This window comes from Streptomyces sp. CB01881, from assembly GCF_002953255.1.
Classification (GTDB): domain Bacteria; phylum Actinomycetota; class Actinomycetes; order Streptomycetales; family Streptomycetaceae; genus Kitasatospora.
In genome coordinates, this window is record NZ_CP026498.1 from 5,084,873 (window position 1) to 5,108,461 (window position 23,589).

The window sequence follows — 23,589 nt, forward strand, 5'->3', positions numbered from 1 at the left end:
CACACCCGCGTTGAGCGGCACGGCAACCACCGGAATAGGGCGGCCCCGCGCACTGCGTCCTCGCTGTGTTATTTCAAAAGGAATCTCCAACCCCAGAAGAATCTGAGGCCGGGGATGTCAACATATCTGGCGTTGACTTTTGGCACGCTGTTGAGTTCTCAAGGAACGGACACTTCCTTCGGACCGCCTTCCAGCGGGCCCTCCGGGCGCTTCGTTCTTTCGTGTTCCCAGCTTATCAGATGTTTTCCGCTCCGTTTTCCGGAGTTTCATTCATCGGATTCGCTTTCCGCCGCCCCTCTCGGTGCGACTCCGGAACTGTACGGGGATCGGCCCGCCACATGCAAATCGCCCCCGCCCGGGCATCCGGGCGGGGGCGATCAGGAGAGCTGTCGGCCTGCTCAGCGGACCTCGGTGATCTCCGGGCCGCGGGCGAACGGGTCGAGCGCGGCGCCGCCGAAGCGGTTCTCGCCCTCGCCGCCGGCCGCCGCCTCGCCGCCACCATCGGCGACCATCTGCGCGTCCTCGGGAAGCTTCAGCACGATCGGGTCGCGGGGCGCCATCGGGCTCTCGCCGCGGACGACGACCGTCTGCTGGAAGACCTGCTCCAGGATCCCGGCCATCTCGGGCTGCACGGCGGCCTGGCCCGAGATCACACCGCGGAGGAACCAGCGGGGCCCGTCGCAGCCGACGAAGCGCACCAGCTGGACACCCTGCGTGCCATCCGGCAGCTGCACGGGGACCTGGGCGCGGAGGTGCCAGCCGAGCGGGCCCTCCTCCTCGTCGACGATGCCGCCCTGCGAGGTGATGCCGTTGGCGATCTCCTCGCGGACCTCGCCCCAGATGCCTTCCGACTTGGGGGCCGCGAAGGCCTGGAGCTGGATGGCGCTGTTGCCGAGGACCAGCGTCGCGGCCACGATCGAGTCGCCGGCCACCTCGACGCGCAGCTCCATACCCTCGACACCGGGAACCAGCAGACCCCCGAGGTCTACTCGGCCCTCCTCCGGATTCTCCAGCTCGGAGTAGTCCCACGGACCGTCCGGACGCGGGGCCGGCGGCAGCCCGACCCGGTCCGCCGGGTCCAGGTCGGTCACGTTCTCGCTCTCGGCGGAACCTTCGACGTCATCGGCCGTCTCGTCGGCGCTGATGGCGTCGTCGGCGAGCTGCTCGACAGCGTCCTCGCTCTTCTGGCGACGACGGAACACGGTCACTGTCCTTCCCGGTCCAAGACCGATGCGAATACCTGCTCGGCTTCCTGCGAGGCCGCGGGCAGCCTAGACCGCGGCGTGGCCGCCGGTCGACCCGAACCCACCCTCGGCCCGAGCCGACCCGGGCAGTTCTGCCACCTCGTGGAAGCGGGCCTTCTCGACCTGCTGGATGACCAGCTGGGCGATCCGGTCACCTCGGCGGAAGCTGACGGACTCGCGCGGGTCCAAGTTGACGACGATCACCTTGATCTCTCCACGGTACCCGGCATCGACCGTCCCTGGGGCGTTCACCAGAGCAACTCCGCAACGAGCTGCGAGCCCGGACCGCGGGTGGACGAAGGCCGCGTGGCCGTCGGGCAGGGCGATGGCGATACCGGTGGGTAGCACGGCCCGCTCGCCGGGGGCCAGCTCGGCGTCGACGGTGGTCCGCAGATCGGCACCGGCGTCGCCGGGCTGCGCGTACGCGGGCAGCGGCAGCTCGGCGTCGATTCGCCTGATCAGAACGTCTACGGGCGGACGGGGGGTGCTGCTCAAGGGTTCACCTCAAAGGCTCGGGCGCGCTTCATCAGATCAGGGTCGTCGAGGACCTTCTCGATGTCCTCGGGACGACCGTTCCTGGTGAAGTGTTCCAGCTTCACCTGGATGAAGAGTGCCTGTGCACGCACCGCGACCGGCCCGTCCGGGCCGCCGATCCGTGCCTCCGCGGCGCTGTAGATCTTGCGGCCGTGCACGCCGGTGACCCAGGCGCGCAGGTGCAGCACCGAGTCGACCGGCACCGGGCAGAGGAAGTCCGTCTCCAGCCGGCCGGTGACGGCGGGGGCGTGCAGCAGCCAGTTCAGCGTGCCGAGCGTCTCGTCCATCGCCGTGGCCAGCAGGCCGCCGTGGGCCAGGCCGGGGCCGCCCTGGTGGAACGAGCGGACGGCGAACTCGGCGGTGACGTCGAGGCCCTCGCCGGCCACCGCGTCGATCCGCAGGCCGCCGGGGTGCTGCGGGCCGCAGCCGAAGCAGTGCTCGTAGTGCGAGCCGAGCCGGGTGCCCGGGGCCGGGGCCTCCGGGGCGCGCGGGGGCAGCACGGCCTCCGGCGGCGGCGTGGTCGGCGACGACGGCACGGCGGCCGCCGGCGAGGTGCCCGACGGGGTGCTCGGGGAGGTGGTCGGCGACAGCGGCGTACTCGGCGCCGACTGGGCGGACGGGGAGGCGGGGGCGATGGAACCGGTCACGGCGCCCAACCCTACCCACCAGTAGCCGGACGGGGAGCGGGGGTGCCGTCCCGGACCGGCCGTCACGACGACCACAATGGGGGCATGTACGACGAACGCCTCACCGTGCCGCGCTCCTGGTGGTTGCTCCCGGTCGCGATCGGGCTCACGCTCGCGATGATCCTGCTGCGTCTCAGTGCGGTGGGCGCGCTGGTCGGGCTGGTGGTCGGCATCGCCGCCGGCGCGGCCGCGATCAGCAGCTACGGCTCGGCCCGGATCCGCGTGGTGCAGGGCTCGCTGGTCGCGGGCCCGGCCCGGATCCCGGTCGGCGCCCTCGGCACCGCGCACCCGCTCAGCCCGGCGGAGGCGGTGGCCTGGCGCGGGACCAAGTCGGACCCGCGGGCCTTCATGCTGCTGCGCAGCTACGTGCCGACCGCGCTGCGCGTCGAGGTCACCGACCCGGCCGACCCGACGCCGTACCTCTACCTGTCGACCCGCTCGCCGATGAAGCTGGCCGAGGCACTGGAAGAGGCGCGCCGCGGGGCCCGCGCCTGACGGGCACGGCCGAACGCGCCCGGGCGTCCCCGGGAAACGGAGAGGGACGGTTCCGCTGACGCGGGACCGTCCCTGTTGTCTCCGTACTGCACGAGGTGCCCCAAGGGGTGCGGCACGACGTACTGCACGTGCTGCACGTGGTGCCGCCCGAGGTGCGGCACCACGCGCTGCAAGGTACTGCGCGGTGCAAGGTACTGCGCTGGTACTACCTGACTCCGTACTGCCGGTGCGTCCGCTTCGACGGCCGCCGGAACTGCCGTCCGGCCCCGCTGCCCGGGGCCGGAAGGGGCGGTGTACCGGTCTCGCTGGCTGCGAGTCCCGGACCATGGCCGCCCTCGTACTCAGGCGCCGCAGTCCCGGCAGATCGGGTTGCCGTTCTTCTCGCTGTACAGCTGGCTGCGGTGGTGCACCAGGAAGCAGCTCATGCAGGTGAACTCGTCGGCCTGGCGCGGCAGCACCCGGACGGAGAGCTCCTCGTTCGAGAGGTCGGCGCCGGGAAGCTCCAGGCCCTCGGCCGCCTCGAACTCGTCGACGTCGACCGAGCTACCGGTCTTCTCGTTCCGCCGAGCCTTCAGTTCCTCGATGCTGTCCTCGTTGAGGTCGTCATCGGTCTTGCGTGGGGTGTCGTAGTCCGTTGCCATTTTTTCGCTCTCCCCCTCCGGGTTTGTGCGGTGTGTGCGGTATCTCCAGCGCACGTAACGCATGGGGGGTCGTTCTTGTGCCCGACCCGAGGCGGAGATTTTGCCTTACTTCAAGCCCTGTTACTCAATCGACACTCAGCCAGGGGTCCGTTGGGGTGATCCGCTCGCACGCGGGAGGCCTCACGCTGGGCCATCGCCAGCCCGCTTCCGGGACCGCCCGGCAGACACGGACAGTGACCGTCGGCCGCATGCCCATCCGCCCATTCCCTTGCCCACCAGGGACGCTCGCCAATCCACCGGGACGGATCGGGCCGCCGATTCCCTCACGGACGGCGACCGGGCCGCCGTTCACCATGATCACGCTCCGGGGTCGGCCCGACCCGCGGAGCGACACGGTGTGAGCTTGCTCACGTTCCGAATCTTCCGGGGCAAAACACGGAAAACCCACCCAAGCGGAGCGGCCGGATCCACGGCCCGCCCCGCCCTGCGGTTCGTGTCCGGCCCCTCCCGGCGTCCGGCCCCTCCCGGCGTCCGGCCCCTCCCGGCGGCCTCGGCCACTGGGCGGCCGGCGGCTACTGGGCGGCCATCCGCGCGGCCCGGCGGGCCAGCAGCGCGGCCTGCCGCTCGTCGAACCGGGTCGCCTGCGCGTCCAGGCCGCCGAGGAACACGCCGAGCTCGTCCTGGGCCTGCTGGCCCTCCGGGCCGAGGCCGTCGATCTCCATCACCCGGAGGTGGCGCAGCACCGGCTGCAGCACGTCGTCGTGGTGGATCCGCAGGTTGTAGACGCCGCCGATGGCGATCTGGGCGGCGGCCCGCTCGAAGCCGGGGATGCCGTGGCCGGGCATCCGGAAGTCGGTGACCACGTCGGCGATGGCCCGCATGGCCTGGTCGGGCGCGATCTCCAGGGCGGCCTTCAGCAGGTTCCGGTAGAAGACCATGTGCAGGTTCTCGTCGTTGGCGATCTTCGCCAGCAGCTGGTCGCAGAGCGGGTCGCCGGCGTGGTGGCCGGTGTTGCGGTGCGAGATGCGGGTGGCGAGCTCCTGGAAGGCCACGTACGCGACCGAGTGCAGCATGCTGTGCGAGTTGTCGGACTCGAAGCCCTCCGACATGTGGCTCATCCGCGCCCGCTCCAGCTCGTTCGGGTCGACGGCCCGGGTGGCGAGCAGGAAGTCGCGAATGGCTATGCCGTGCCGGCCCTCCTCGGCCGTCCAGCGGTGCACCCAGGTGCCCCAGGCGCCCTCACGGCCGAACATGGTGGCGATCTCGTGGTGGTAGCTGGGGAGGTTGTCCTCGGTCAGCAGGTTGACGACCAGCGAGACCCGGCCGAGCGGGGTCACCTGGGACTGCTCCACCGACCAGGCCTCGCCGCCCAGCACGCCGTCGAAGTCGCGGCCCTGGCTCCACGGGATGAACTCGTGGGGCATCCAGTCCTTGGCCACCTTCAGGTGGCGGTTGAGCTCCTTCTCCACGACCTCTTCGAGGGCCATGATCAGCCGCGCGTCGGTCCAGGCGCTCGAACCGAGGGAGGCGGTGCGCTGCACGGGGGCGATGGTCACGGTCTTGCTCCTGAGGGGGGCACGCGCGGGACGAGCGCGTTGGGCGGGCGCGTCGGGACGACGGTCGGGATGCACTTACGCTTCCGTAGGTTACGACACCGTAGGTTGCTCGGTCCAGAAATGACAAGCCGCCCCCGCCAGGCCTGATGTCGTTCTGACAGGCCTGACGGGGGCGGCTGGCAATGGTCGGCGCACGGAGCGCGGGCCCCCGGACGGCGTAACGGGCCCAGGAGGGCCCTGGGAGGGCGGTCAGGGCCCCGGGATGCGCACCCGCATGGTGAGGCCGCCACCGGAGCGCGGGGTGGCCTCGATGGTGCCTCCGTGCGCCCGGACCACCGAGCGGACGATGGAGAGGCCGAGTCCGACCCCCTTGTCGCTGCGGGTGCGGTCGGCGCCCTTGACCCGCCGGAACGGCTCGAAGATGTGCTCCAGCTCGTAGCCGGGCACGACCGGGCCGGTGTTCGAGACCACCAGCTCACCCGCGTTGCCGGGCACCAAGGCCGTGGTGATCTCGACCCAGCCGCCGGGAGTGTTGTAGCGCACCGCGTTCTGCAACAGGTTGAGCGCGATCCGCTCCAGCAGGACGCCGTTTCCTCCGACCATGGCCGGGGTGAGCGTGGCGCGCACCTCGACCTCGCGCCGTTCGGCCTCGGAGCGGGTCTGCTCCAGGGCGCGGCCCGCCACCTCGGAGAGTTCCACGGCCCGCCGGTCGGTCAGCTCGTTCTCGCTCCGGGCGAGCAGCAGCAGGCCCTCCACCAGCTGTTCGCTGCGCTCGTTGGTGGCCAGCAGGGTCTTGCCGAGCTGCTGGAGGTCGGCCGAGACGCCGGGGTCCGAGAGCTGGACCTCCAGCAGCGTGCGGTTGATCGCCAGCGGGGTGCGCAGCTCGTGCGAGGCGTTGGCGACGAAGCGCCGCTGGGAGTCGAAGGAGCGGTCCAGCCGGTCGAGCATGTCGTCGAAGGTGTCGGCGAGCTCCTTGAGCTCGTCGTCCGGGCCGTCCAGCTCGATCCGTCGGTGCAGGTCCGAGGAGGCCACCTCGCGGGCGGTGCGGGTGATCCGGCCGAGGGGGCGCAGCACCCGGCCGGCCATCGCGTACCCGGCGATGAAGGCGATCACGGCGAGGCAGACCAGCACCGTGAGGGACTTGCGCAGCAGGGTGTTGAGAGCCAGGTTGGCCTGGTTGGTCTGGAAGGCGTCGATGTAGCGGTCCAGCGCCGCCTGGGAGGTGATCGCCGTCCCGTCGGGTGTGGTGACCTGGCCACTGAGTCGCAGCGGGGGCAGCAGGGCGCCCTGGAAGGCCTGCCGGATGAAGAAGTACATCAGGAGGAGCAGCACCACGCCCGCCATCAGGAACATCCCGCCGTAGAGCAGGGTGAGCCGGATCCGGATGGTCGGACGGAACGGCAGCCAGGCGAGCATGCCGTCGCCGGGGACGTAGGTGTCGTGCGACGCGTGGTGCAGCCGGGGCGCTCGGGGCGGGTGCACGGGCTTGGGCGGCACGGCCCGCGGGCCGCCGGCGGGCGCGCCGGAGGGCCCGCCGGCGGGGGGCGGGGTGGTCATGGTGTTCCTCTCGGAGCGTCCGCCGGGCGGGCGGGCGACGGGCCGGCCGCAGGGGCCGGAGGGGTCAGATCCGGTAGCCGGAGCCGGGGACGGTGACGATCACCGGCGGGTCGCCGAGCTTGCGGCGCAGCGTCATCACGGTGACCCGCACGACGTTGGTGAACGGGTCGGTGTGCTCGTCCCAGGCCTTCTCCAGCAGCTGTTCGGCGGAGACGACGGCGCCGCCGGCCCGCATCAGCACCTCCAGGACGGCGAACTCCTTGGGCGCGAGCTGGACGGGCCGCCCGTCGCGGATCACCTCGCGGCGGCCAGGGTCGAGCGAGATGCCCGCGCGCTCCAGCACCGGCGGCAGCGGGACGGTCGCCCGGCGGCCCAGCGCCCTTACGCGGGCGACGAGTTCACTGAAGGCGAACGGCTTCGGAAGGTAGTCGTCGGCGCCGATCTCCAGGCCCTCGACCCGGTCGCTGATGTCGCCGGAGGCGGTCAGCATGATCACCCGGGTGGCCAGGCCCTGGTCGACCACGCTGCGGCAGACGTCGTCCCCGTGGACCAGCGGGAGGTCGCGGTCGAGGACCACGACGTCGTAGTCGTTGACCGCGATGCGCTGGAGCGCGGCCTCCCCGTCGTACACCACGTCGACGGCCATCGCCTCGCGGCGCAGGCCGGTTGCGACGGCCTCGGCGAGCAGCTGCTCGTCCTCGACGACGAGAACCCGCACGGTCGTTGTCCCTTCTCCAGGCCGGCCCCGGAAGCGGACGCACGGCTCCGACGGTGCCTCCATCCTGCCTGGTCCCGCGGTAAAGCAGCGATAAGCTGCCCCGGGGGCACGGGCACCCCGGCGGAGTGATCACCGGGGAGAGCGCGGTTCGTGCCGGGAGCACTCCGTTTGGACTGTGACACAGGCAACTTTCTCGCCCGCTGAGGTTTCCCCCGTCCGGGGGTGGGGAGGACAGGTTCACACCCGCGATCTGGCTTGTTGGCCGATCGCACCCACCCGCCGTGCGTTCATCCGCGCCGGCCCTGGGGCTGGGGCGTCACCGGGAGCGGCCGAGGGCCGTCTCCGCGCCCGACCGGAGATCTCGACCCGCCGGATCGGACGCTTCCGCTGGCCACCACCACCCCGGGGCGGGGGACGCACGAACGTGCACGTCCGACACAGTAAGGGGGCCCGTATGGACGCCTTCACCGCCGGAATCCTGCAGCGCATAGCCAACGCCGAGCAGGACCTGCACCGCGCGATCGAGGCCGGGGACGAATTCCTGGCCGAGGTGGAGCAGTCAGAGCTGGACGACCTGCGCCGGCTCGCCGCCGAGCACGGTGTGGACACGGTGCTGGAGCGCCACCGCACCGCCGCCTGATCCACCCGACCCGCCCGACCCGACGCCGGACCTCCGGCACCAGCGGCCCTACGGGGGCCGTGCGAAACCCAGGCCCTGGCATCCCCCGTATGCCAGGGCTCTTTCTTGTCCGCGTGCCTGCGGGACGGTCCGCGGCCCCGGCCGGCCGGTGTCCCCGCCGGCCGGGGTCGGGGCCCGTCAGTCCGCCCAGGCGCGCAGCCGTGCCAGCCGCTCCTGGAGCGGCTCGTACACGCCGGGCGCGGCGGCGACGGTCAGCTCGCCGTCCGGGCCGTGGCCCGGGCGGCCGCCGACCAGCGCACCGGCCTCGGCGGCGATCAGGCAGCCCGCGGCGCGGTCCCAGGGGGCGAGCCCGCGCTCGTAGTAGCCGTCCAGGCGGCCGGCCGCGACGTCGCAGAGGTCCACCGCGGCGGCCCCGCCCCGGCGGATGTCGCGGACCTCCGGCATCAGCGCGAGCAGCACCTCGGCCTGCCTGGTCCGCACCCGCTGCACGTAGTTGAAGCCGGTGGCGATCAGCGCCTGCCCCCACGGCGGGGCCGGGCGGGCGGAGAGCCGCCCGCCGTCCAGGTGGGCGCCACCGCCGAGCACGGCGTGGAACAGCTCGCCCCGCGCGGGTGCGTACACCACGCCGACGACCGCCTCGCCGTCCAGCTCGGCGGCCACGCTGACCGCCCACGAGGGCAGCCCGTAGAGGTAGTTGACGGTGCCGTCGAGCGGGTCGACGACCCAGCGGACCCCGCTGGTGCCGGGCCGCTCGGAGCCCTCCTCGCCGAGGTAGCCGTCCGCCGGGCGGCGGGCGCCGATCAGCTCCAGGACCAGCTTCTCGGAGGCGAGGTCCATCTCGGTCACGACGTCGACGGGGCTGCTCTTGGTGCCCGCCACGCCGAGGTCCGCGGGCCGGCCGTCGCGCAGCAGCTCACCCGCCTGCCGGGCGGCGTCGAGGGCGACGTCGAGCAGTTCGTCGAGCAGTTCGGGGCTGGGCACGGGATCCTCCGGGGGGACGGGGCGGTCAGCGCTCGGCGGCGGCCGGGCGCGCGGCGCGCGGGTTGGGGCAGCAGGCCACCGCGCAGACGTCGTGGCCGGGCCCGAGCGTGCCGGTGGCGCAGCGGGCCGGGGCCTCGCCGCGCTCGGTGGCGGCGCGCTCCAGGACGAGCTCGCGGACGGCCGCGGTGAACCGGGGGTCGGCACCGACGGTGGCGGCCCGGGCGACCGGCAGGCCGAGCTCGGCGGCCTTGGCCACCGCCTCGGTGTCCAGGTCGTACTTGACCTCCATGTGGTCGGAGACGAAGCCGATCGGGACCATCACCACGGCCGGGGCGCCGTCCGCGTGCTGGGCCTCCAGGTGGTCGCAGATGTCGGGTTCCAGCCACGGGATGTGCGGGGCGCCGCTGCGGCTCTGGAAGACCAGCTCCCAGGGCCGGTCCGGGACGCCGGTGCGCTCGGCGACGGCGTCGGCGACCAGCCGGGCCACGTCCAGGTGCTGGGCGACGTACGCGCCGCCGGGCCGGCCGCGGGCCGGGTCGTCCGGGGCGCCGGAGGTCTCGGCCATGGTGTCCGGAATGGAGTGGGTGGTGAACGCCAGCCGGGCGCCGGCCCGGACCTCCTCGGGCAGCCGCTCCAGCGCAGCCGCGGTGGCGTCGATCATCGGCCCGACGAAGCCGGGGTGGTTGTAGAAGTGGCGCAGCTTGTCCACCTGCAGGGCGGGCAGCCCCTCCTCGGCGAGCCGCGCCAGCGCGTCGGCGAGGTTCTCCCGGTACTGGCGGCAGCCCGAGTAGCCCGCGTAGGCGCTGGTGGCGAGGACGGCGATCCGGCGGTGCCCGTCGGCGGCGATCTCGCGGAGGGTGTCGGTCAGGTAGGGCGCCCAGTTCCGGTTGCCCCAGTAGACCGGGAGGTCCAGGCCGTGCTCGGCGAAGTCCTTGCGCAGGGCGGCCAGCAGCTCGCGGTTCTGCTCGTTGATCGGGCTCACCCCGCCGAACATGAAGTAGTGCTTGCCCACCTCCTTCAGCCGCTCCTTCGGGATGCCCCGGCCCCGGGTGACGTTCTCCAGGAAGGGGACGACGTCCTCGGGAGCCTCGGGCCCGCCGAAGGAGAGCAGTAGCAGGGCGTCGTACGGCCGGGCGGCGACCGGAGCGGCGCCGGAGGGTGAGGGATTGCGCACGTCGGACATGGGACCGATCCTGCCATTGAGGGGCCGGAGCCCGTCGGCAGGGCTGCACCGGGTGTCCGGAAAATACTGTTTGCCAACGTACGTAAGCTGTGTTGGCCAGCCTCGTTCCTTACCCCCGCGGAGCTCCCGTGCTGTCCAGCTACCGCCAGATCTTCGCCGCCCCCGGCAGTCTGGCCTTCTCGTCCACCGGCTTCATAGCCCGGCTGCCGATCTCCATGACCGGCATCGGCATCGTGACCATGCTCTCCCAGCTGCGCGGCTCCTACGGGGTGGCCGGCCTGGTGTCGGCGACGCTGGCGGTGTCCGCCGCGGTGCTGGGCCCGCAGGTCTCCCGGCTGGTGGACCGGCACGGACAGCGCCGGATCATCCTGCCGGCCACCGCGGTCACCGTCGTCGCCGCCGTCGGACTGCTGCTCTGCGCCCGCCTGGAGGCCCCGGACTGGATGCTCTTCGTCTTCGCCGCCGGCATGGGCGTCATGCCCAGCACCGGCGCGATGGTCCGCGCCCGCTGGGCCCACCTCTACCGGGACGACGCGCCCAAGCTGCACACCGCGTACTCCTTCGAGGCCGTGGTCGACGAGATCTGCTTCATCGTCGGCCCGATCCTCTCCATCGGCCTGGCCACCTCGGTCTTCCCGGAGGCCGGCGTGCTGCTCGCCGGCCTCTTCCTCGCCGTCGGCGTACTCCTGTTCGCCGGCCAGCGCTCCACCCAGCCGCCGGTCCACCCGGCCGCCCGGCACACCGGCAGCTCGGTGATCCTCAACCGCGGCCTCCAGGTGCTGATCCTGACCTTCGTCGCCACCGGCGCGATCTTCGGCTCGGTGGAGGTCGTCACCGTCGCCTACTCCGACGACCAGGGCCACAAGGCCGTCGCCAGCGTGATCCTGGCGCTCTGGGCACTCGGCTCCTGCCTGGCCGGCGTCGTGTTCGGCACCCTCAAGCTCACGGGCTCGATGGCCGGCCGCTTCTTCGGCGGCGTCCTCTTCATGGCGCTCAGCATGGCGCCCCTGCTGCTGGTCGCCGAGTCGGTGCACGGGGTCGGCGGGCTGGTCGCGGTCGGCGCCGCGCTGCTGGTCGCCGGCATCGCCATCTCCCCCACCCTGATCACCGCGATGGCCCTCGTCGAGCGGCTCGTCCCGGCCTCCCAGCTCACCGAGGGCATGACCTGGACGACCACCGGGCTCGCCCTCGGCGTCGCGCTCGGCTCCTCCGCCGGTGGCTGGGTGGTCGACGCGGCCGGAGCCGCCTCCGGCTACTGGGTGCCGCTGGCCGCCGGGGCCTTCGGCGTGGTCGCCGCCCTGGCCGGACTCGGCCGCCTGCGGGCCGGACTGTCCTCCGCCGGGGCCGGTCAGCCCGCCGGCCAGACCGTAGACCTCGAACGGTGAACTGACTAATCTCCTCCCTACTCGCGGGCCTACCCGCGGGTAGGGCGGCGGCGCCGCCCCGGAGCGAGCCGACACCGTTCGGCCACGGAGCAGGAGGCACCGCATGCCCCAGGCCAGTACCGCACCCCGCACCCGCTGGACCAACTGGGCCGGCAACCAGAGCGCCCACCCGGCCAAGGTGGTCACGCCCGGCACCGCGGAGGAACTGGCCAAGGAGATCCTGCGCGCCGCCGACCAGGGCCGCACCGTCAAGGCCGTCGGCTCCGGCCACTCCTTCACCTCCATCGCGTCGGCCGGCGACGGCGTCCTGGTCCGCCCGCACGCGCTGACCGCCGTCCGCGGGATCGACCGCGAGGCCGGCACCGTCACCGTCGAGGCCGGACTGCCGCTGGCCCGGCTCAACCGGCTGCTCGCCGCCGCCGGGCTCTCGCTCACCAACATGGGCGACATCGAGGTCCAGACCGTGGCCGGCGCGACCAGCACCGGCACCCACGGCACCGGCCGGGACTCCGGCTCGCTCGCCGCCCAGATCCGCGCCCTGGAGATCGTCCTCGCCGACGGCTCCGTCCGGCGCTGCTCCCCCACCGAGGACCCGCGGCTCTTCCAGGGCGCCCGGCTCGGCCTCGGCGCCCTCGGCGTGATCACGGCGCTCACCTTCGCCGTCGAGCCGGCCTTCCTACTCACCGCCCACGAGCAGCCGATGCGCTTCGACGAGGTGCTCGACCGGCTCGACGACCTCACCGCCGTCAACGAGCACTTCGAGTTCTACTGGTTCCCGCACACCGACCGCTGCTCCACCAAGCGCAACAACCGCAGCCAGGGGCCGGCCGCCCCGCTGCCCCGGTTCAAGGAGTGGCTGGAGGACGACTTCCTCTCCAACACCGTCTGGGAGGGCGCCTGCCGGGTCGGCCGGCGCTTCCCCGCGACCGTGCCCTCCATCGCCTCGCTGGCCAGCCGCGCCTGGTCGGACCGCAGCTACACCGACACCGCGTACAAGGTGTTCACCAGCCCCCGCAAGGTCCGCTTCCTGGAGATGGAGTACGCGGTGCCGCGCGAGGAGGTCACCGAGGTGCTCCGCGAGCTCCGGGCCATGATCGAGCGGTCCGACTGGAGGATCAGCTTCCCGGTCGAGGTGCGGTTCGCCCCCGCCGACGACCTCTGGCTCTCCACCGCCAACGGCTGGGACAGCGCGTACATCGCCGTCCACCTCTACCGGGGCACCGCCGAACAGGGCTACTTCACCGAGGTGGAGAAGCTGATGGCCGCCCACCGCGGCCGCCCGCACTGGGGCAAGCTGCACACCCGGGACGCCGGCCACCTCGCCGACCTGTACCCCCGCTTCGGCGACTTCACGGCGCTGCGGGACGAACTCGACCCGGAGCGCCGCTTCGGCAACGACTACCTGCGCCGGGTGCTCGGGGCGTAGGGGCCTCCGGCGTTGCCCGCCCGGCGCACGACACCGGGCGGGCGACGCCGTCACGCGCCCTCGTCACTCCGCCTTCGCCGACTGGCCCGCAGCGGCGGCCGGCGGGGAGACCGCGGCGGGCGCGCCGCCCGGGGCGGACGGCTGCGGGGTGGTCCCGCCGGACGGCCTCGCGGCGCCGCCGGTCGGGGTCGCCGCGCCGGACTCCCCGGCGGACGGGCCCGCGGACGAACCCCCGGACGGAGCGGCGGACGGCGTGGAGCCCGGGCCGGCCGGCGGGGAGGCCTCACCGCCGGCCCCGGCGCCCGGACTCCGGCCCGGGGTGGCCGGCGCCGAGGCACCGCCGTCCTTCCCCGCCGCCGAAGGGCTCGCACCGCCCTGCGACGGGACGCCCGACGGGAGGCCCGCGGTGTCGCCGGCCGGCCGGTCCGCCGGGTCCGGCCGCTCCGACGGGTCCGGCCGCTCCGACGGCTTCGGGCTCACCGTGCCGCCCAGCGAGGTGCCGCTGCCCGACTCCCCCTTCACCGTGGCCGACACCGGCTGCCCGGTGGCCAGTTCGAAGGCGACCACCGGCGTCATCGCCAGGAGGAACACCAGTCCGGACACCGCCGCGTACGTTCTCCACGTCCACCGCCGACGCGCCCGGACGACCTGCGGCCGGTTCCACTCCGGGGAGAGCGCCGGCGCGGCCGGGGCCGGGCCGGCGGACGGCGCCTCGCGCAGCCCGTTCACCGCCGCCCCGGGACCGGTCCGGTCCACCGCGTCGCGCAGCTGTTCGCCGGTGCGCCGGAAGACGTGCTGGAACACCGCGCCGCCGGTGGTCGCCCCGACGCTCACCACCGCCGCGCCCAGAATCGTGCCGTAGACGCCGAGTTCGGAGGCGAGCACCGCCCCCACCACGGCGGCGAACGCACTGGCCGCGACCTGAGCGACACTCAGATCAATTCGCCTGCGACCTTCCCCGGCGGCCTTCTCGGCGGACTTCTGCTCCGGCATCAACATCCCTCGGTTCGTACGACTGTCCTTCGAACAAGTCACTCCATCTTGCCCAAAGGAGGACACAAGGGACGAAAATGCGGTTCCGCGCGGGAGATATATGTGAAGATGATCACCGTTCGCCGGCTGATCGTCGGCCATCGGGGGTGCGCGCTCTTGAGATTCCCGTGAATCGCGGGAGACTTGAGCGGCGAGCCGCCCCTTTGGATGCCACGAATGGAGTACTGTTCGTAAAGCCTGAGCCCTGGGTCGACTTGTCGACTGGCCATCAGCCGGCAGATTGACAAGGAGCCACGGCGCAGGCACGCACGGCGACGCCGGTCCCGGATCGTCGCGAACACTCCGCGTGCGAGGACGGCCGGGACACCCAGGCGCGACGTCAACAGGTGACGTGGCAAAAAAGGCAACCGTGCCACAGCGGCGAGCCCGGGCGTGAGCCCGACACGCCGGGGAACTCAGCAAGGTTGTGGCCAGTCGCGAGCGGGCAGGCCACACTCAGTACGGGAGCAGCGACGCAGGTGACGTCGGCAGGCACCACCCGGGAGGTAACCGTGCCCGAACTGCGGGTTGTGGCCGTCAGCAACGACGGCACACGGCTGGTGCTCAAGGCTGCCGACAGCACGGAGTACACCCTCCCCATCGACGAGCGGCTGCGCGCCGCCATCCGGGGTGACCGTCCGCGCCTCGGCCAGATCGAGATCGAGGTGGAGAGCCACCTCCGCCCCCGCGACATCCAGGCGCGGATACGAGCCGGTGCCTCCGCCGAGGAGGTCGCGCAGGCCGCCGGCATCTCCGTCGACCGGGTCCGCCGCTTCGAGGGACCGGTGCTCGCCGAGCGCGCCTTCATGGCCGAGCGGGCGCGCAAGACCGCCATCCGCCGGCACGGCGAGTCCACCGGACCGCAGCTGGGCGAGGCCGTCGCCGAGCGGCTCGCGCTGCGCGGCGCCGAGAAGGACACCGAGCGCTGGGACTCCTGGCGGCGCGACGACGGCACCTGGGAGGTCATCCTCTCCTACCGGGCGGAGGGCGAGGGCCGCAGTGCGTCGTGGACGTACGACCCGCCCCGGCGCCTGGTCCAGCCCAACGACGACGAGGCCCGCGCGCTGATCGGCGAGAACGTCGAGCGCGAGGAGGAGTCGGTCTTCCCGTTCATCCCGCGGATCGCCCGGCTCCCCCAGGACCGGCCGCCGCGGCCGATGATCGACCGGCCCTCGGCCGACCGCATCATGTCGGCCCGTGAGGTTCGCGAGGGCCGCGAGGCCACCGCGGACTCGCGCGACTCGCTGACCAGCCTGCTCGACGTCGTCCCGGCCTTCCGCGGCGACCTCGCCGTGGGCGCGCCGCCGCCGATCGAGCCGGTGCCCGTCGAGGTCGCCGAGGAGACCGAGGAGCCGGCGGCCGCCGCCCCCGCGGTCGGCGCGGGCTCGGCGTACGCGGACATCCTGATGCCGCGGGCTGTCGCCCCGCACCGCGAGCGACTGGTCGGGACGACCGACCGGCAGGCCGAGGCGGACGGCGTCCGGCCCGGGCGCCGGGCCACCGTGCCGAGCTGGGACGAGATCGTCTTCGGCAGCCGGCGCAAGAAGCAGGAGTAGCCGCCGCTGCCGGTCGCCTTCGGGTGACGACCTTCGGCTGACGAAGGGGCGGGAGGCCGTTCGCGGCCTCCCGCCCCTTCGTCGTGTCACCGGCGGAGTGTCACCGGCCGCGAGTCACCGGCCGCGTGCCACCCGCCGTGTGCCGCCGGGGGCGTGCCCCCGGTGCGGCGCCACCGCCGTCGTGCCACCGGCCGCGTGCCACCCGCTCAGCCCGGCTGGTCGGTGACCGCCACCGGCCGGGTCCCGTCGCTCGACCACTCGCTCCATGACCCCGGGTACAGCGTGGCCGGCAGGCCCGCCACCTCCAGCGCGAGGATCTGGTGCGCCGCCGTCACGCCCGAACCGCAGTACACGGCGGTCTCCCGCTCGCCCGCGCCCAGCGCACGGAACCGCTCGGCGAGTTCCGCGGCCGGCCGGAACCGCCCGTCCGGGCCCACGTTCTCGGTGGTCGGCGCCGAGACCGCCCCCGGGATGTGACCGGCCCGCGGGTCGATCGGCTCGGTCTCGCCGCGGTAGCGCTCCCCGGCCCGGGCGTCCAGCAGCAGGCCGGTCCGGGCCCAGGCCGCCGCGCCGTCCCCGTCCACCGTCGGCAGGTGGCCCGGCACGGGCTTGAAGTCGCCCTCCTCCGTCTCCGGCAGTTCGGCCGTCACCGGCAGCCCGGCGGCCTGCCAGGCCGCGAACCCGCCGTCCAGCACCCGCACGTCCGGGTGGCCCGCCCAGCGCAGCAGCCACCAGGCCCGGGCCGCGGCCAGCGAGGTGGCGCCGTCGTACACCACCACCGGGCGGCCGGCACAGACTCCGAAACGGCGCAGCGCGGCGCCCAACTCCTCGACGCCGGGCAGCGGGTGGCGGCCGCCGCGCCCGGGCGGTCCGGCCGGTGCGGCGAGGTCGGCGTCCAGGGCGACGAAGTGGGCGCCGGGCAGGTGGCCGGCCGTGTAGTCCTCGATCCCGGGCGGGCCGCCGAGCTGCCAGCGCACGTCGAGCAGGACGGGCGGGAGATCCGAGGCGAGCGCCTCCTGGAGGCCGGCCACCGAGACCAGCGGGGAGCCGTCGTGATAGGTCGTCATGGCGGTCATTCTCGCGCAGGGCCGCCAACTCGACGCTCTTTGTGCGGTCTTTGCCGGAATTTCCGCGCGGCCCGAGGGTTCGGCGCGCGCCAGGGTGGAACCATCACCCTCACGTGCGCAGCTCGTGCGCCGTCCGCCCCGTGAGGAGGCCCGCATGCCCGCGGTGAAACTCCGGCTGGCCCAGGGCACGCCGTGCTGGGTCAGCCTGATGACCGACGACCTGGCCGGAGCCCGCGCCTTCTACGGCGAGCTGCTCGGCTGGTCGTACACGCCGGGCCCCACCCAGCTCGGCGCCTACGTGCGGGCCGAGTCGGGCGGTGAGCCGGTCGCCGGTCTCGGCGTCTCCGCGGCGACGGGCTTCCCGGTGCAGTGGACCACCTACTTCGCGGTGGACAGTGCCGACGCGACGGCCCAGCTGGTGCGCGAGTGCGGCGGCACGGTGGCGGTCGGCCCGCTGCAGGCCGAGCGGGCCGGGCGGCTGGCGATCGCGGCCGACGTGTCCGGCGCCGTCTTCGGCCTCTGGCAGGGCGAGGAGCACCCGGGCCGGGAGGCGGGCCCCGAGCCGGGCGGCCCCGCCTGGGCGGAGCTGCTCACCCCCGACGAGGAGGGCGCGGCGTCCTTCTACGGCGCGGTGCTGGGGCGACCGGTGGCGCCGGCCGACGGCGGGTCCGCGCTGGTGGTGGACGACCTGCCGGTGGCGGGCATCCGCTCCGGCGCCGCACTGCGGGGGCATCCGCCGCGCTGGCGGGTCCACTTCGCCGTCCGGGACGCGGTGCTGACGTCCCGTCTGGCGGTCGAGCTGGGCGGCCGGGTGCTGGTCGAACCGCACGCGACCGGACGCGGCCGGGTGGCCCGGCTGGCCGACCCGCAGGGCGGGCACTTCTCCGTACTGGAGACGGGCGCGTAGGGCGTCGTCACCGGGGGTCGGGCGCCCGCCGCATCGTCACCGGGGGCGGGTTCCCGGGCGGGCGTCGTCAGGCCTGCTGCTCCTCGAAGGGCAGCACGTCCGGGGAGAGCACCGAGGCGCGGGCGGTCGCGGCGGTCAGCCGGCGGCGGTGGTGGCGGCGGCAGAGCACCTCGTAGCCGACCTCGTCCTCGCGTACCGAGATGTCGCCGACCACGACCTGCGCACCCTCGACCACCATCACGCCGCCCACCGTCCGGGCGTTGTGGGTGGCACGCGCCCCGCACCAGCAGAGCGCCTCGACCTGGAGCACCTCGACCCGGTCGGCCAGTTCGATCAGCCGCTGCGAACCGGGGAAGAGCCTGGTCCGGAAGTCGGTGGTGATGCCGAAGGTGAAGACGTCGATGCCGAGTTCGTCGACCACCCGGGCCAGCTGGTCGACCTGCTCGGCGGCGAAGAACTGGGCCTCGTCGCAGATCAGGTAGTCCACCCGGCCGCCGGCCGAGAGCCGGTGCACGACGTGGGCGTGGAAGTCGAAGTCGTCCGTCACCTCGACCGCCTCGGCCTGCAGGCCCAGGCGGCTGGAGATGGTGGCCGCGCCGGCCCGGTCGTTACGGGTGAGGATGATCCCCTGCCGGCCGCGGGCGGCGTGGTTGTGGTCCATCTGGAGCGCGAGCGTCGACTTCCCGCAGTCCATCGTGCCCGAGAAGAACACCAGTTCAGCCATGGGTGGAGCAGAGGCCTTTCAGGGAGGAGGAGTTCACGCGGAGCCGGGGGTTCACGCGCGGACTTCGAGCAGGGGGACGAACTGCTCGACCGGGGTCATCGAGCCGTGCAGGCCGATCATCGCGGACTCGCCGGGCTCGTTGCGGGAGGCGATCACGGCGACGTCGTCGCGGGCCGCGGCGACCACGTCGCCGATCCGGTGGTAGACCCGGTCGTCCACCGAGGGCCCGAACCAGCCGGCGGCGATCGCCTCGTCCCGGGTGGCCACCCACATCCGGTCGCCGAGCACCTCGCTCCAGACCGTGTGCACGTCGGCGGCGGCCCCCGGCACGGCGTACACGTGCCGGGCCCGGCCCTCGCCGCCGAGCAGCGCGACGCCGGCGCCGAGCTCCCAGTCCTCGTCGAAGTCGATCCGGTCCTCGGGGGCGATGTCGATCATGCCGTGGTCGGCGGTGACGTACATCGCCGAGCGCGGCGGCAGCTGCCGGGCCAGCCTCCGGGCCAGGCGGTCCACCGCGTCCAGCGTCATCCGCCACTCGTCGGAGTCGACCCCGAACCGGTGCCCGGCGCCGTCCAGCTCGCTGACGTAGGTGTAGACGAGGGCGCGGTCGTGCTCGGCCAGCCAGGCGGCGGTCTGGTCCATCCGCTCCTCACCGGTGGTGCGGCCGAGGAAGGTGCCGCCGGAGAGCGCCACCCGGGTCAGCGGGGTCTGGGCGAACAGCGGCGAGGAGACCTGCGCGGTCGCCACCCCGGCGGCCTCGGTCCGCTCGAACACCGTCGGGTACGGCTGCCAGAGCCCCGGATCGGTGTGCGGCTGCCAGCGCAGCTGGTTCATCAGGTAGCCGGCCCCCGGCACCGCCACCGTGTAGCCGGCCAGGCCGTGCAGGCCCGGCGGGGTCCCGGTGCCCACCGACGCCAGCGAGGTGGCCGTGGTGGACGGGAAGCCTGCCGTCAGCGGGCGGCCGGTGCCGCCGAGCGAGCTGCCGGCCAGCGAGGAGAGGAAGGGCGCGTACTCGGGGTGGCGCAGCAGCAGCTCCCAGCCGAGACCGTCGACCAGGAACACCACCACCCGGTCGGCGGGCGCGATCGGCAGCGTCGCGGTGAACCCGGGCACGCCGAGGCCGGCCGCCACCGAGGGCAGCAGGTCGCAGAGCGAGCCGCTGCCGTACGGGGGCGCCGGGGCGGTGGCGGGGTCGAGGATCTCGAAGGCGTCGTGGCCGTCGGGTGCGAAGGACATGGCTGAGGGGCTGGCTTCCTGGCTGTCCGGTGCGGCACGGGCAGGCCGCGGGTGCGGCGTCCGGGCGGGCGTCGGTGCGGGTCGGTCCGTGGGGCTGGTCGGTCCGTGGCCGGTCCGTCCGGTGCCGGTCGGTCCGTGGCTGGTCGGTCCGGGCCGGGCCGCTCGGACCGCTGCGGGGCGGTCCGGCCGGGGTCCGGTGGAGGTCGGTCGGTGGGGCTGTCCGGTGGGGCTGTCCTGAGGCCGGTCCGGCCCCGGGCTCAGACCCGCGGGCCGTTGCTGATCGTCGCGTCGGACAGCGCCCGGGCGAACACCAGTGCCTGGGCCACCGTCTCCGGACCGTCGCCGGCCTCGCTGACCCGCAGTGACAGGTCGTCAGCGGTGGCCGAACCGGTGTAGCCGTGGTCCGCCTCACAGTTCGGGTCCGAGCAGCCGGCCGGCTCCAGGTCCAGGCGCTGCACCGCACCCCAGCCGATCGTCAGCACGACCTCGCGCGGCAGCGTTCCCGGGGTGTACGTCTCCGGGTTGGCGACCATCCGGCTCACCACGACCGAACCGATCCGGTCCAGCCGGACGCTCTCGGTCGACGTCGTCGCGTACGGCACGGCCGGGCCGGCGCCGTCGCCGGACTGCTCGTCGGTGTGGCTCACCACGAACCGGGTCGGGGTCAGCACCAGCACGGTCACGTGCCGGCGGACCTCGTTGGCGTCGAAGGTGGTCTCCTGGTGCACCAGGTAGGAGCTGATCGGCTCCGGGCCCACCGCGGACTCGACCGCCTCGGACACCAGGGCCGGGTAGTAGCCGCTGCGCTCGATCGCCGAGCGCAGGTCCTGAGTGGTGGTGGTACCGGTCTTCGCCATAACTCCATCCTGGCATGGTCCGCCGACGAAGCGGGCGGCGCGGCGCCGAGCTTCCAGGCAACAGCGCCCACGGGCAGGGCGCAACCAAGGAAGGTTACAGCGTGCTCATGGCGCGCGGGCCCAGATCGCTGCGGACGGGCAGGGGTGCGATCCGCACTCGCGCCCCCAGGATCGCCAGCCCGTGCGGGGCGACGACCACGGGTTCGAGATCCACCGAGGCGACCTCCGGAAGGTCGTCCACCAGGCGCGACACCCGCAGCAGCACCTCCTCCAGCGCGTCGGTGTCCACCGCCTCCGCACCGCGCCAGCCGAACAGCAGCGGCGACGCCCGGACCTCCCGGATCAGCCCCGCGACGTCCTGGTCGGTGGCCGGGACCAGCCGGTGGGCCACGTCACCCAGCAGCTCGGCCGGGGCGCCCGCCAGGCCGAAGGAGAGGATCGCACCGACCGCCGGGTCGACCGTGGCGCCGATCACGGTGTCCACACCGCGCGGGGCCAGCCGCTGGACCACCAGCTCGGCCTGGGCGGCTCCGCCGAGCAGCGCGTCCAGCTCGCGGTGGGCGCGGCGCAGCCCCGGCTCCCCGGTGAGGTCCAGCCGGACGCTGCCGAGATCGGGGCGGTGGCGCAGGTGGGGGGCGGTGGCCTTCAGCGCGACCGGGTAGCCGAGCGCGGCGGCGGCCCGGACGGCGGTCTCCTCGTCGGGGGCCTGCAGGGTCGGCGACACGTCGATGCCGTAGCGGGCGAGCAGCGCGGCGGCGTCCGCGTCCGGCAGGGTGATCCGCGCGCCCCCCGGCTGGGTGCGAAACAGGATGGAGCGGCGCGTAGCGCCTCGAACAAGGGTGGCGGTGGGTGACGGGCGGGAGATCGCGGCCCGGGTGGAGAGCGCGGCCTCGACCAGGGCCCGGGCGCCCGCCTCGTCGATCCGGTCCAGCTCGGGCACGCGGGCGGTCTCCTCCGCCTCGGCCATCCCGCGGCGCCACTGCGCGTAGTGGACGGCGTGCGCGAGGGCGCGGACGGCCCGCTCGGGCGCCGGATAGGCGGGGATACCACCCGGGCGCAGCCTGCTCGGCAGATCGGTCAGCGCCAGGTGGGCGAGCACCAGCGGCTTGCCCAACTCCCGCGCCCGCTCCCCCGCTTCGAGCAGCGCCTCGGCGATCTCCGGGTCGTCGGAGCCCATCTCCGGATCGTCCGGTCCGGTCAGCCGGCCGCCCATGAACGCGTGGGCCGAGGTGCCGATCGGCGGGATCGCGACGGCGATCACCGCGTCCACCCCCGGATCGTCCAGCGCCACGTCCAGCGCGATCCGGAAGTTCTCACCGGTGGCGGCCGTGGTCAGGTCCACCGGGGTACGGGGGCGCAGCCCGGCGCTCAGGCAGGCGTCGTGGGTGAGCAGGCCGAGCGAGTCCGAGTTGCCGACCACCGCCACCCGGTCCCCGGACGGCAGCGGCTGCAGGGCGAGGATCTCCCCCGTGTCGTACAGCTCCGTGATGGTCTCCACCCGGGTCACGCCGGCCTGCTGGAACAGCGCGTCCACGGTGGCGTCGCGCAGCCCGGTCGCGGTGGCCGGGACGGCGTGGCCCGGCGGCAGGCTGCCGGTGTGCCGGGCGCCCTTCACCACCACGATCGGCTTGGCGGCCGCCAGCCGGCGGGCGATCCGGGTGAACTTGCGGGGGTTGCCGAAGGACTCCAGGTAGAGCAGCACCACCTCGGTCGCCGGATCCTCCGCCCAGTACTGGAGGAAGTCGTTGCCGGAGACGTCCGAGCGGTTGCCGACCGAGGCGAAGGACGAGACGCCGAGTCCCCGGCGGTGGGCCGCCTCCAGCAGGGCCACGCCGATCGCGCCGGACTGGCAGAAGATGCCGAAGCCGCCGCGCTGCGGCAGGACGGGCGCGAGGGAGGCGTTCAACGGCCGCCCGGCGTCGGTGTTGATCAGGCCGAAGGCGTTCGGGCCGATCACCCGCATGCCGGCCGCCCGCGCCTGGCGGACGAGGGCGCGCTGGCGGTCCCGGCCCTCCGGCCCGGTCTCCGCGTACCCGGCGGTGACCACCACCAGGCCCTGCACACCGTGCGCGCCGCACTCGGTGACCGCGGCGGGGACGGCGGAGGCCGGGACGGCGACCACCGCGAGGTCCACCGGCCCCGGGATCTCCAGGATCGAACGGTGCACCGGGACGCCGTCCAGCTCGGTACCGGGCGGGGCGTTGCGGTTCACCGCGTAGACGCGGCGGTCGTCGTCCCCGGCCTCGAAACCGCCGAGCAGGTCCCGCAGGATCGCCCGGCCGACCGTCTGCGGGTTGCGCGAGACGCCGAGCACCGCGACCGAGCGCGGGGTCAGCAGCCGCTGCACGGACCTCGCCTCGGCACGGTGCTCGCGCGCCCGCATCACCGCGAGCGAGGCGGCGGTCGGCTCCAGGTCGAACTCCAGGTGGACGACACCGTCGGCGAAGCTGCGATGCTGGGTGTACCCCGCGTCGGTGAAGACCTTCACCATCTTGCGGTTCTCCGGCAGCACCTCGGCCTGGAAACGGCGGATGCCGCGCTCCTGCGCCACCGCCGCGATGTGCTCCAGCAGCGCGGAGGCCACCCCGCGGCCCTGGTGGGCGTCCTGCACCAGGAACGCCACCTCGGCATCCGTGCCGGTGTCCGACGGGCGGCCGTCGGCGTCGATCCGGTCGTAGCGGACGGTCGCGATGAAGCGGTCCCGGATCACCACGGCCAGACCGACCCGGTTGACGAAGTCATGGTGGGTGAAGCGGCGGACGTCCTTGTCGGAGAGCCGCGGGTAGGGCGCGAAGAAGCGGAAGTACTTGGACTGGTCGGACACCTGCTCGTAGAACTCGACCAGCCGGCCGGCGTCCGCGGGCGTGATCGGCCGGATCCGGGCCGTGCCGCCGTCACGCAGCAGGATGTCGGCCTCCCAGTGCTGCGGGTAGTCCGGCCCCGCCTGCTCGGGGTGCTGCGCCGAGGCGGGCTTCGCCCCCTGTTTCCCGCGGTACGCCGTGCTGTGCGCCGTGCCCTGCCCGGGGTCGTGCGTCGTGCCGTGCTGCGGGTCCAGCTCGGGGTGCGGTGCCGCGGAGTCGTCCACATTCGTCAGGTTATCCGGCGGCGGGCCGAATGGCGCCGGGCGTGCGGCCGCGGCAGGGTGGGCAGGGCTCGACAGGGCC

At 73.7% G+C, this 23,589-nt stretch carries 21 protein-coding genes; 6 read left to right on the forward strand and 15 right to left on the reverse strand.

Translation table 11 applies throughout. The features are described from left to right. Nucleotides 1–398: 398 nt before the first annotated feature. The 3 genes from C2142_RS12120 to C2142_RS12130 form a co-directional block, all read right to left on the reverse strand. The gene (locus C2142_RS12120) at nucleotides 399–1,202 is read right to left on the reverse strand and encodes a DUF3710 domain-containing protein (protein ID WP_148642655.1); all 804 of its coding nucleotides are present in this window, start codon (nucleotides 1,200–1,202) and stop codon (nucleotides 399–401) included. A gap of 69 nt (nucleotides 1,203–1,271) precedes the next feature. Beyond that, nucleotides 1,272–1,739, reverse strand: a complete 468-nt coding sequence (gene dut / locus C2142_RS12125) for a dUTP diphosphatase (protein ID WP_148642656.1) — start codon at nucleotides 1,737–1,739, stop codon at nucleotides 1,272–1,274. After that, a complete protein-coding gene (locus C2142_RS12130) occupies nucleotides 1,736–2,314 on the reverse strand; it encodes a PaaI family thioesterase (RefSeq protein WP_148644726.1) in 579 nt (192 codons plus the stop codon). Before C2142_RS12130 ends, dut begins: the two co-directional genes overlap by 4 nt. 195 nt (nucleotides 2,315–2,509) lie before the next feature. On the opposite strand from C2142_RS12130, the gene C2142_RS12135 reads away from it, so the two are divergent. Beyond that, entirely contained in the window at nucleotides 2,510–2,959 is a 450-nt protein-coding gene (locus C2142_RS12135; protein WP_148642657.1) for a DUF3093 domain-containing protein, read from the forward strand. A gap of 341 nt (nucleotides 2,960–3,300) precedes the next feature. Here the strand turns inward: C2142_RS12135 and C2142_RS12140 are convergent, their stop codons facing one another. From C2142_RS12140 to C2142_RS12155, 4 genes are all read right to left on the reverse strand, one after another. Beyond that, nucleotides 3,301–3,600, reverse strand: a complete 300-nt coding sequence (locus C2142_RS12140; RefSeq protein ID WP_148642658.1) for a DUF4193 domain-containing protein — start codon at nucleotides 3,598–3,600, stop codon at nucleotides 3,301–3,303. A gap of 572 nt (nucleotides 3,601–4,172) precedes the next feature. Continuing rightward, complete coding sequence (locus tag C2142_RS12145) at nucleotides 4,173–5,156, reverse strand: acyl-ACP desaturase (protein WP_174315635.1); 984 nt, start codon at nucleotides 5,154–5,156, stop codon at nucleotides 4,173–4,175. Nucleotides 5,157–5,405: 249 nt separating this feature from the next. Beyond that, entirely contained in the window at nucleotides 5,406–6,572 is a 1,167-nt protein-coding gene (locus C2142_RS12150) for a HAMP domain-containing sensor histidine kinase (protein ID WP_241003173.1), read from the reverse strand. A 205-nt stretch (nucleotides 6,573–6,777) separates the two neighbouring features. After that, a complete protein-coding gene (locus tag C2142_RS12155) occupies nucleotides 6,778–7,431 on the reverse strand; it encodes a response regulator transcription factor (RefSeq protein WP_148642660.1) in 654 nt (217 codons plus the stop codon). 454 nt (nucleotides 7,432–7,885) lie between these two features. On the opposite strand from C2142_RS12155, the gene C2142_RS12160 reads away from it, so the two are divergent. Then, nucleotides 7,886–8,071 carry a hypothetical protein gene (locus C2142_RS12160; protein ID WP_030301315.1) on the forward strand — a complete coding sequence of 62 codons (186 nt, stop codon included), beginning with the start codon at nucleotides 7,886–7,888 and terminating at the stop codon, nucleotides 8,069–8,071. 177 nt (nucleotides 8,072–8,248) lie between these two features. Here the strand turns inward: C2142_RS12160 and C2142_RS12165 are convergent, their stop codons facing one another. Beyond that, nucleotides 8,249–9,052 (reverse strand): inositol monophosphatase family protein, encoded by an 804-nt coding sequence (locus C2142_RS12165; protein WP_148642661.1) that lies wholly within the window; start codon nucleotides 9,050–9,052, stop codon nucleotides 8,249–8,251. A gap of 25 nt (nucleotides 9,053–9,077) precedes the next feature. Then, a complete protein-coding gene (locus C2142_RS12170; protein WP_148642662.1) occupies nucleotides 9,078–10,235 on the reverse strand; it encodes a ferrochelatase in 1,158 nt (385 codons plus the stop codon). 128 nt (nucleotides 10,236–10,363) lie between these two features. Between C2142_RS12170 and C2142_RS12175 the strand changes: the two genes are divergently transcribed. Both C2142_RS12175 and C2142_RS12180 read left to right on the forward strand, forming a co-directional pair. After that, complete coding sequence (locus C2142_RS12175) at nucleotides 10,364–11,620, forward strand: MFS transporter (protein ID WP_148642663.1); 1,257 nt, start codon at nucleotides 10,364–10,366, stop codon at nucleotides 11,618–11,620. 103 nt (nucleotides 11,621–11,723) lie between these two features. Further along, nucleotides 11,724–13,046: a D-arabinono-1,4-lactone oxidase gene (locus tag C2142_RS12180; RefSeq protein WP_148642664.1), complete on the forward strand. Its 1,323-nt coding sequence runs from the start codon at nucleotides 11,724–11,726 to the stop codon at nucleotides 13,044–13,046. A gap of 63 nt (nucleotides 13,047–13,109) precedes the next feature. Here C2142_RS12180 and C2142_RS12185 read toward each other — a convergent pair whose 3' ends face one another. Then, a complete protein-coding gene (locus C2142_RS12185; RefSeq protein WP_208693227.1) occupies nucleotides 13,110–14,039 on the reverse strand; it encodes a hypothetical protein in 930 nt (309 codons plus the stop codon). 518 nt (nucleotides 14,040–14,557) lie between these two features. On the opposite strand from C2142_RS12185, the gene sepH reads away from it, so the two are divergent. After that, nucleotides 14,558–15,634: a septation protein SepH gene (gene sepH / locus C2142_RS12190; RefSeq protein WP_148642665.1), complete on the forward strand. Its 1,077-nt coding sequence runs from the start codon at nucleotides 14,558–14,560 to the stop codon at nucleotides 15,632–15,634. A gap of 206 nt (nucleotides 15,635–15,840) precedes the next feature. Here the strand turns inward: sepH and C2142_RS12195 are convergent, their stop codons facing one another. After that, complete coding sequence (locus C2142_RS12195; protein ID WP_148642666.1) at nucleotides 15,841–16,701, reverse strand: sulfurtransferase; 861 nt, start codon at nucleotides 16,699–16,701, stop codon at nucleotides 15,841–15,843. A 154-nt stretch (nucleotides 16,702–16,855) separates the two neighbouring features. Between C2142_RS12195 and C2142_RS12200 the strand changes: the two genes are divergently transcribed. Further along, nucleotides 16,856–17,608 carry a VOC family protein gene (locus C2142_RS12200; RefSeq protein WP_148642667.1) on the forward strand — a complete coding sequence of 251 codons (753 nt, stop codon included), beginning with the start codon at nucleotides 16,856–16,858 and terminating at the stop codon, nucleotides 17,606–17,608. 67 nt (nucleotides 17,609–17,675) lie between these two features. On the opposite strand, the gene C2142_RS12205 is transcribed toward C2142_RS12200, so the two are convergent. The 4 genes from C2142_RS12205 to C2142_RS12220 all read right to left on the reverse strand — a co-directional run bounded on the left by C2142_RS12205 (nucleotide 17,676) and on the right by C2142_RS12220 (nucleotide 23,333). After that, nucleotides 17,676–18,332, reverse strand: coding sequence for a thymidine kinase (locus C2142_RS12205; protein WP_148642668.1), 657 nt, complete (start codon nucleotides 18,330–18,332; stop codon nucleotides 17,676–17,678). 51 nt (nucleotides 18,333–18,383) lie between these two features. Further along, nucleotides 18,384–19,568, reverse strand: a complete 1,185-nt coding sequence (locus tag C2142_RS12210) for a nucleotide pyrophosphatase/phosphodiesterase family protein (RefSeq protein WP_148642669.1) — start codon at nucleotides 19,566–19,568, stop codon at nucleotides 18,384–18,386. 257 nt (nucleotides 19,569–19,825) lie between these two features. After that, nucleotides 19,826–20,425, reverse strand: a complete 600-nt coding sequence (locus C2142_RS12215) for a DUF5998 family protein (RefSeq protein ID WP_148642670.1) — start codon at nucleotides 20,423–20,425, stop codon at nucleotides 19,826–19,828. Nucleotides 20,426–20,519: 94 nt separating this feature from the next. After that, the gene (locus tag C2142_RS12220) at nucleotides 20,520–23,333 is read right to left on the reverse strand and encodes a GNAT family N-acetyltransferase (protein ID WP_148644728.1); all 2,814 of its coding nucleotides are present in this window, start codon (nucleotides 23,331–23,333) and stop codon (nucleotides 20,520–20,522) included. Between the last annotated feature and the right edge of the window lie 256 nt (nucleotides 23,334–23,589).

Bases quoted from the DNA above. Each gene is read 5' to 3' on its own strand.
- C2142_RS12135 (WP_148642657.1), top strand. From the start codon at position 2,510: ATGTACGACGAACGCCTCACCGTGCCGCGCTCCTGGTGGTTGCTCCCG.
- C2142_RS12140 (WP_148642658.1), bottom strand. From the start codon at position 3,600: ATGGCAACGGACTACGACACCCCACGCAAGACCGATGACGACCTCAAC.
- C2142_RS12150 (WP_241003173.1), bottom strand. From the start codon at position 6,572: ATGCTCGCCTGGCTGCCGTTCCGTCCGACCATCCGGATCCGGCTCACC.
- C2142_RS12160 (WP_030301315.1), top strand. From the start codon at position 7,886: ATGGACGCCTTCACCGCCGGAATCCTGCAGCGCATAGCCAACGCCGAG.
- C2142_RS12170 (WP_148642662.1), bottom strand. From the start codon at position 10,235: ATGTCCGACGTGCGCAATCCCTCACCCTCCGGCGCCGCTCCGGTCGCC.
- C2142_RS12180 (WP_148642664.1), top strand. From the start codon at position 11,724: ATGCCCCAGGCCAGTACCGCACCCCGCACCCGCTGGACCAACTGGGCC.
- C2142_RS12185 (WP_208693227.1), bottom strand. From the start codon at position 14,039: ATGCCGGAGCAGAAGTCCGCCGAGAAGGCCGCCGGGGAAGGTCGCAGG.
- C2142_RS12195 (WP_148642666.1), bottom strand. From the start codon at position 16,701: ATGACGACCTATCACGACGGCTCCCCGCTGGTCTCGGTGGCCGGCCTC.
- C2142_RS12200 (WP_148642667.1), top strand. From the start codon at position 16,856: ATGCCCGCGGTGAAACTCCGGCTGGCCCAGGGCACGCCGTGCTGGGTC.
- C2142_RS12205 (WP_148642668.1), bottom strand. From the start codon at position 18,332: ATGGCTGAACTGGTGTTCTTCTCGGGCACGATGGACTGCGGGAAGTCG.
- C2142_RS12210 (WP_148642669.1), bottom strand. From the start codon at position 19,568: ATGTCCTTCGCACCCGACGGCCACGACGCCTTCGAGATCCTCGACCCC.
- C2142_RS12215 (WP_148642670.1), bottom strand. From the start codon at position 20,425: ATGGCGAAGACCGGTACCACCACCACTCAGGACCTGCGCTCGGCGATC.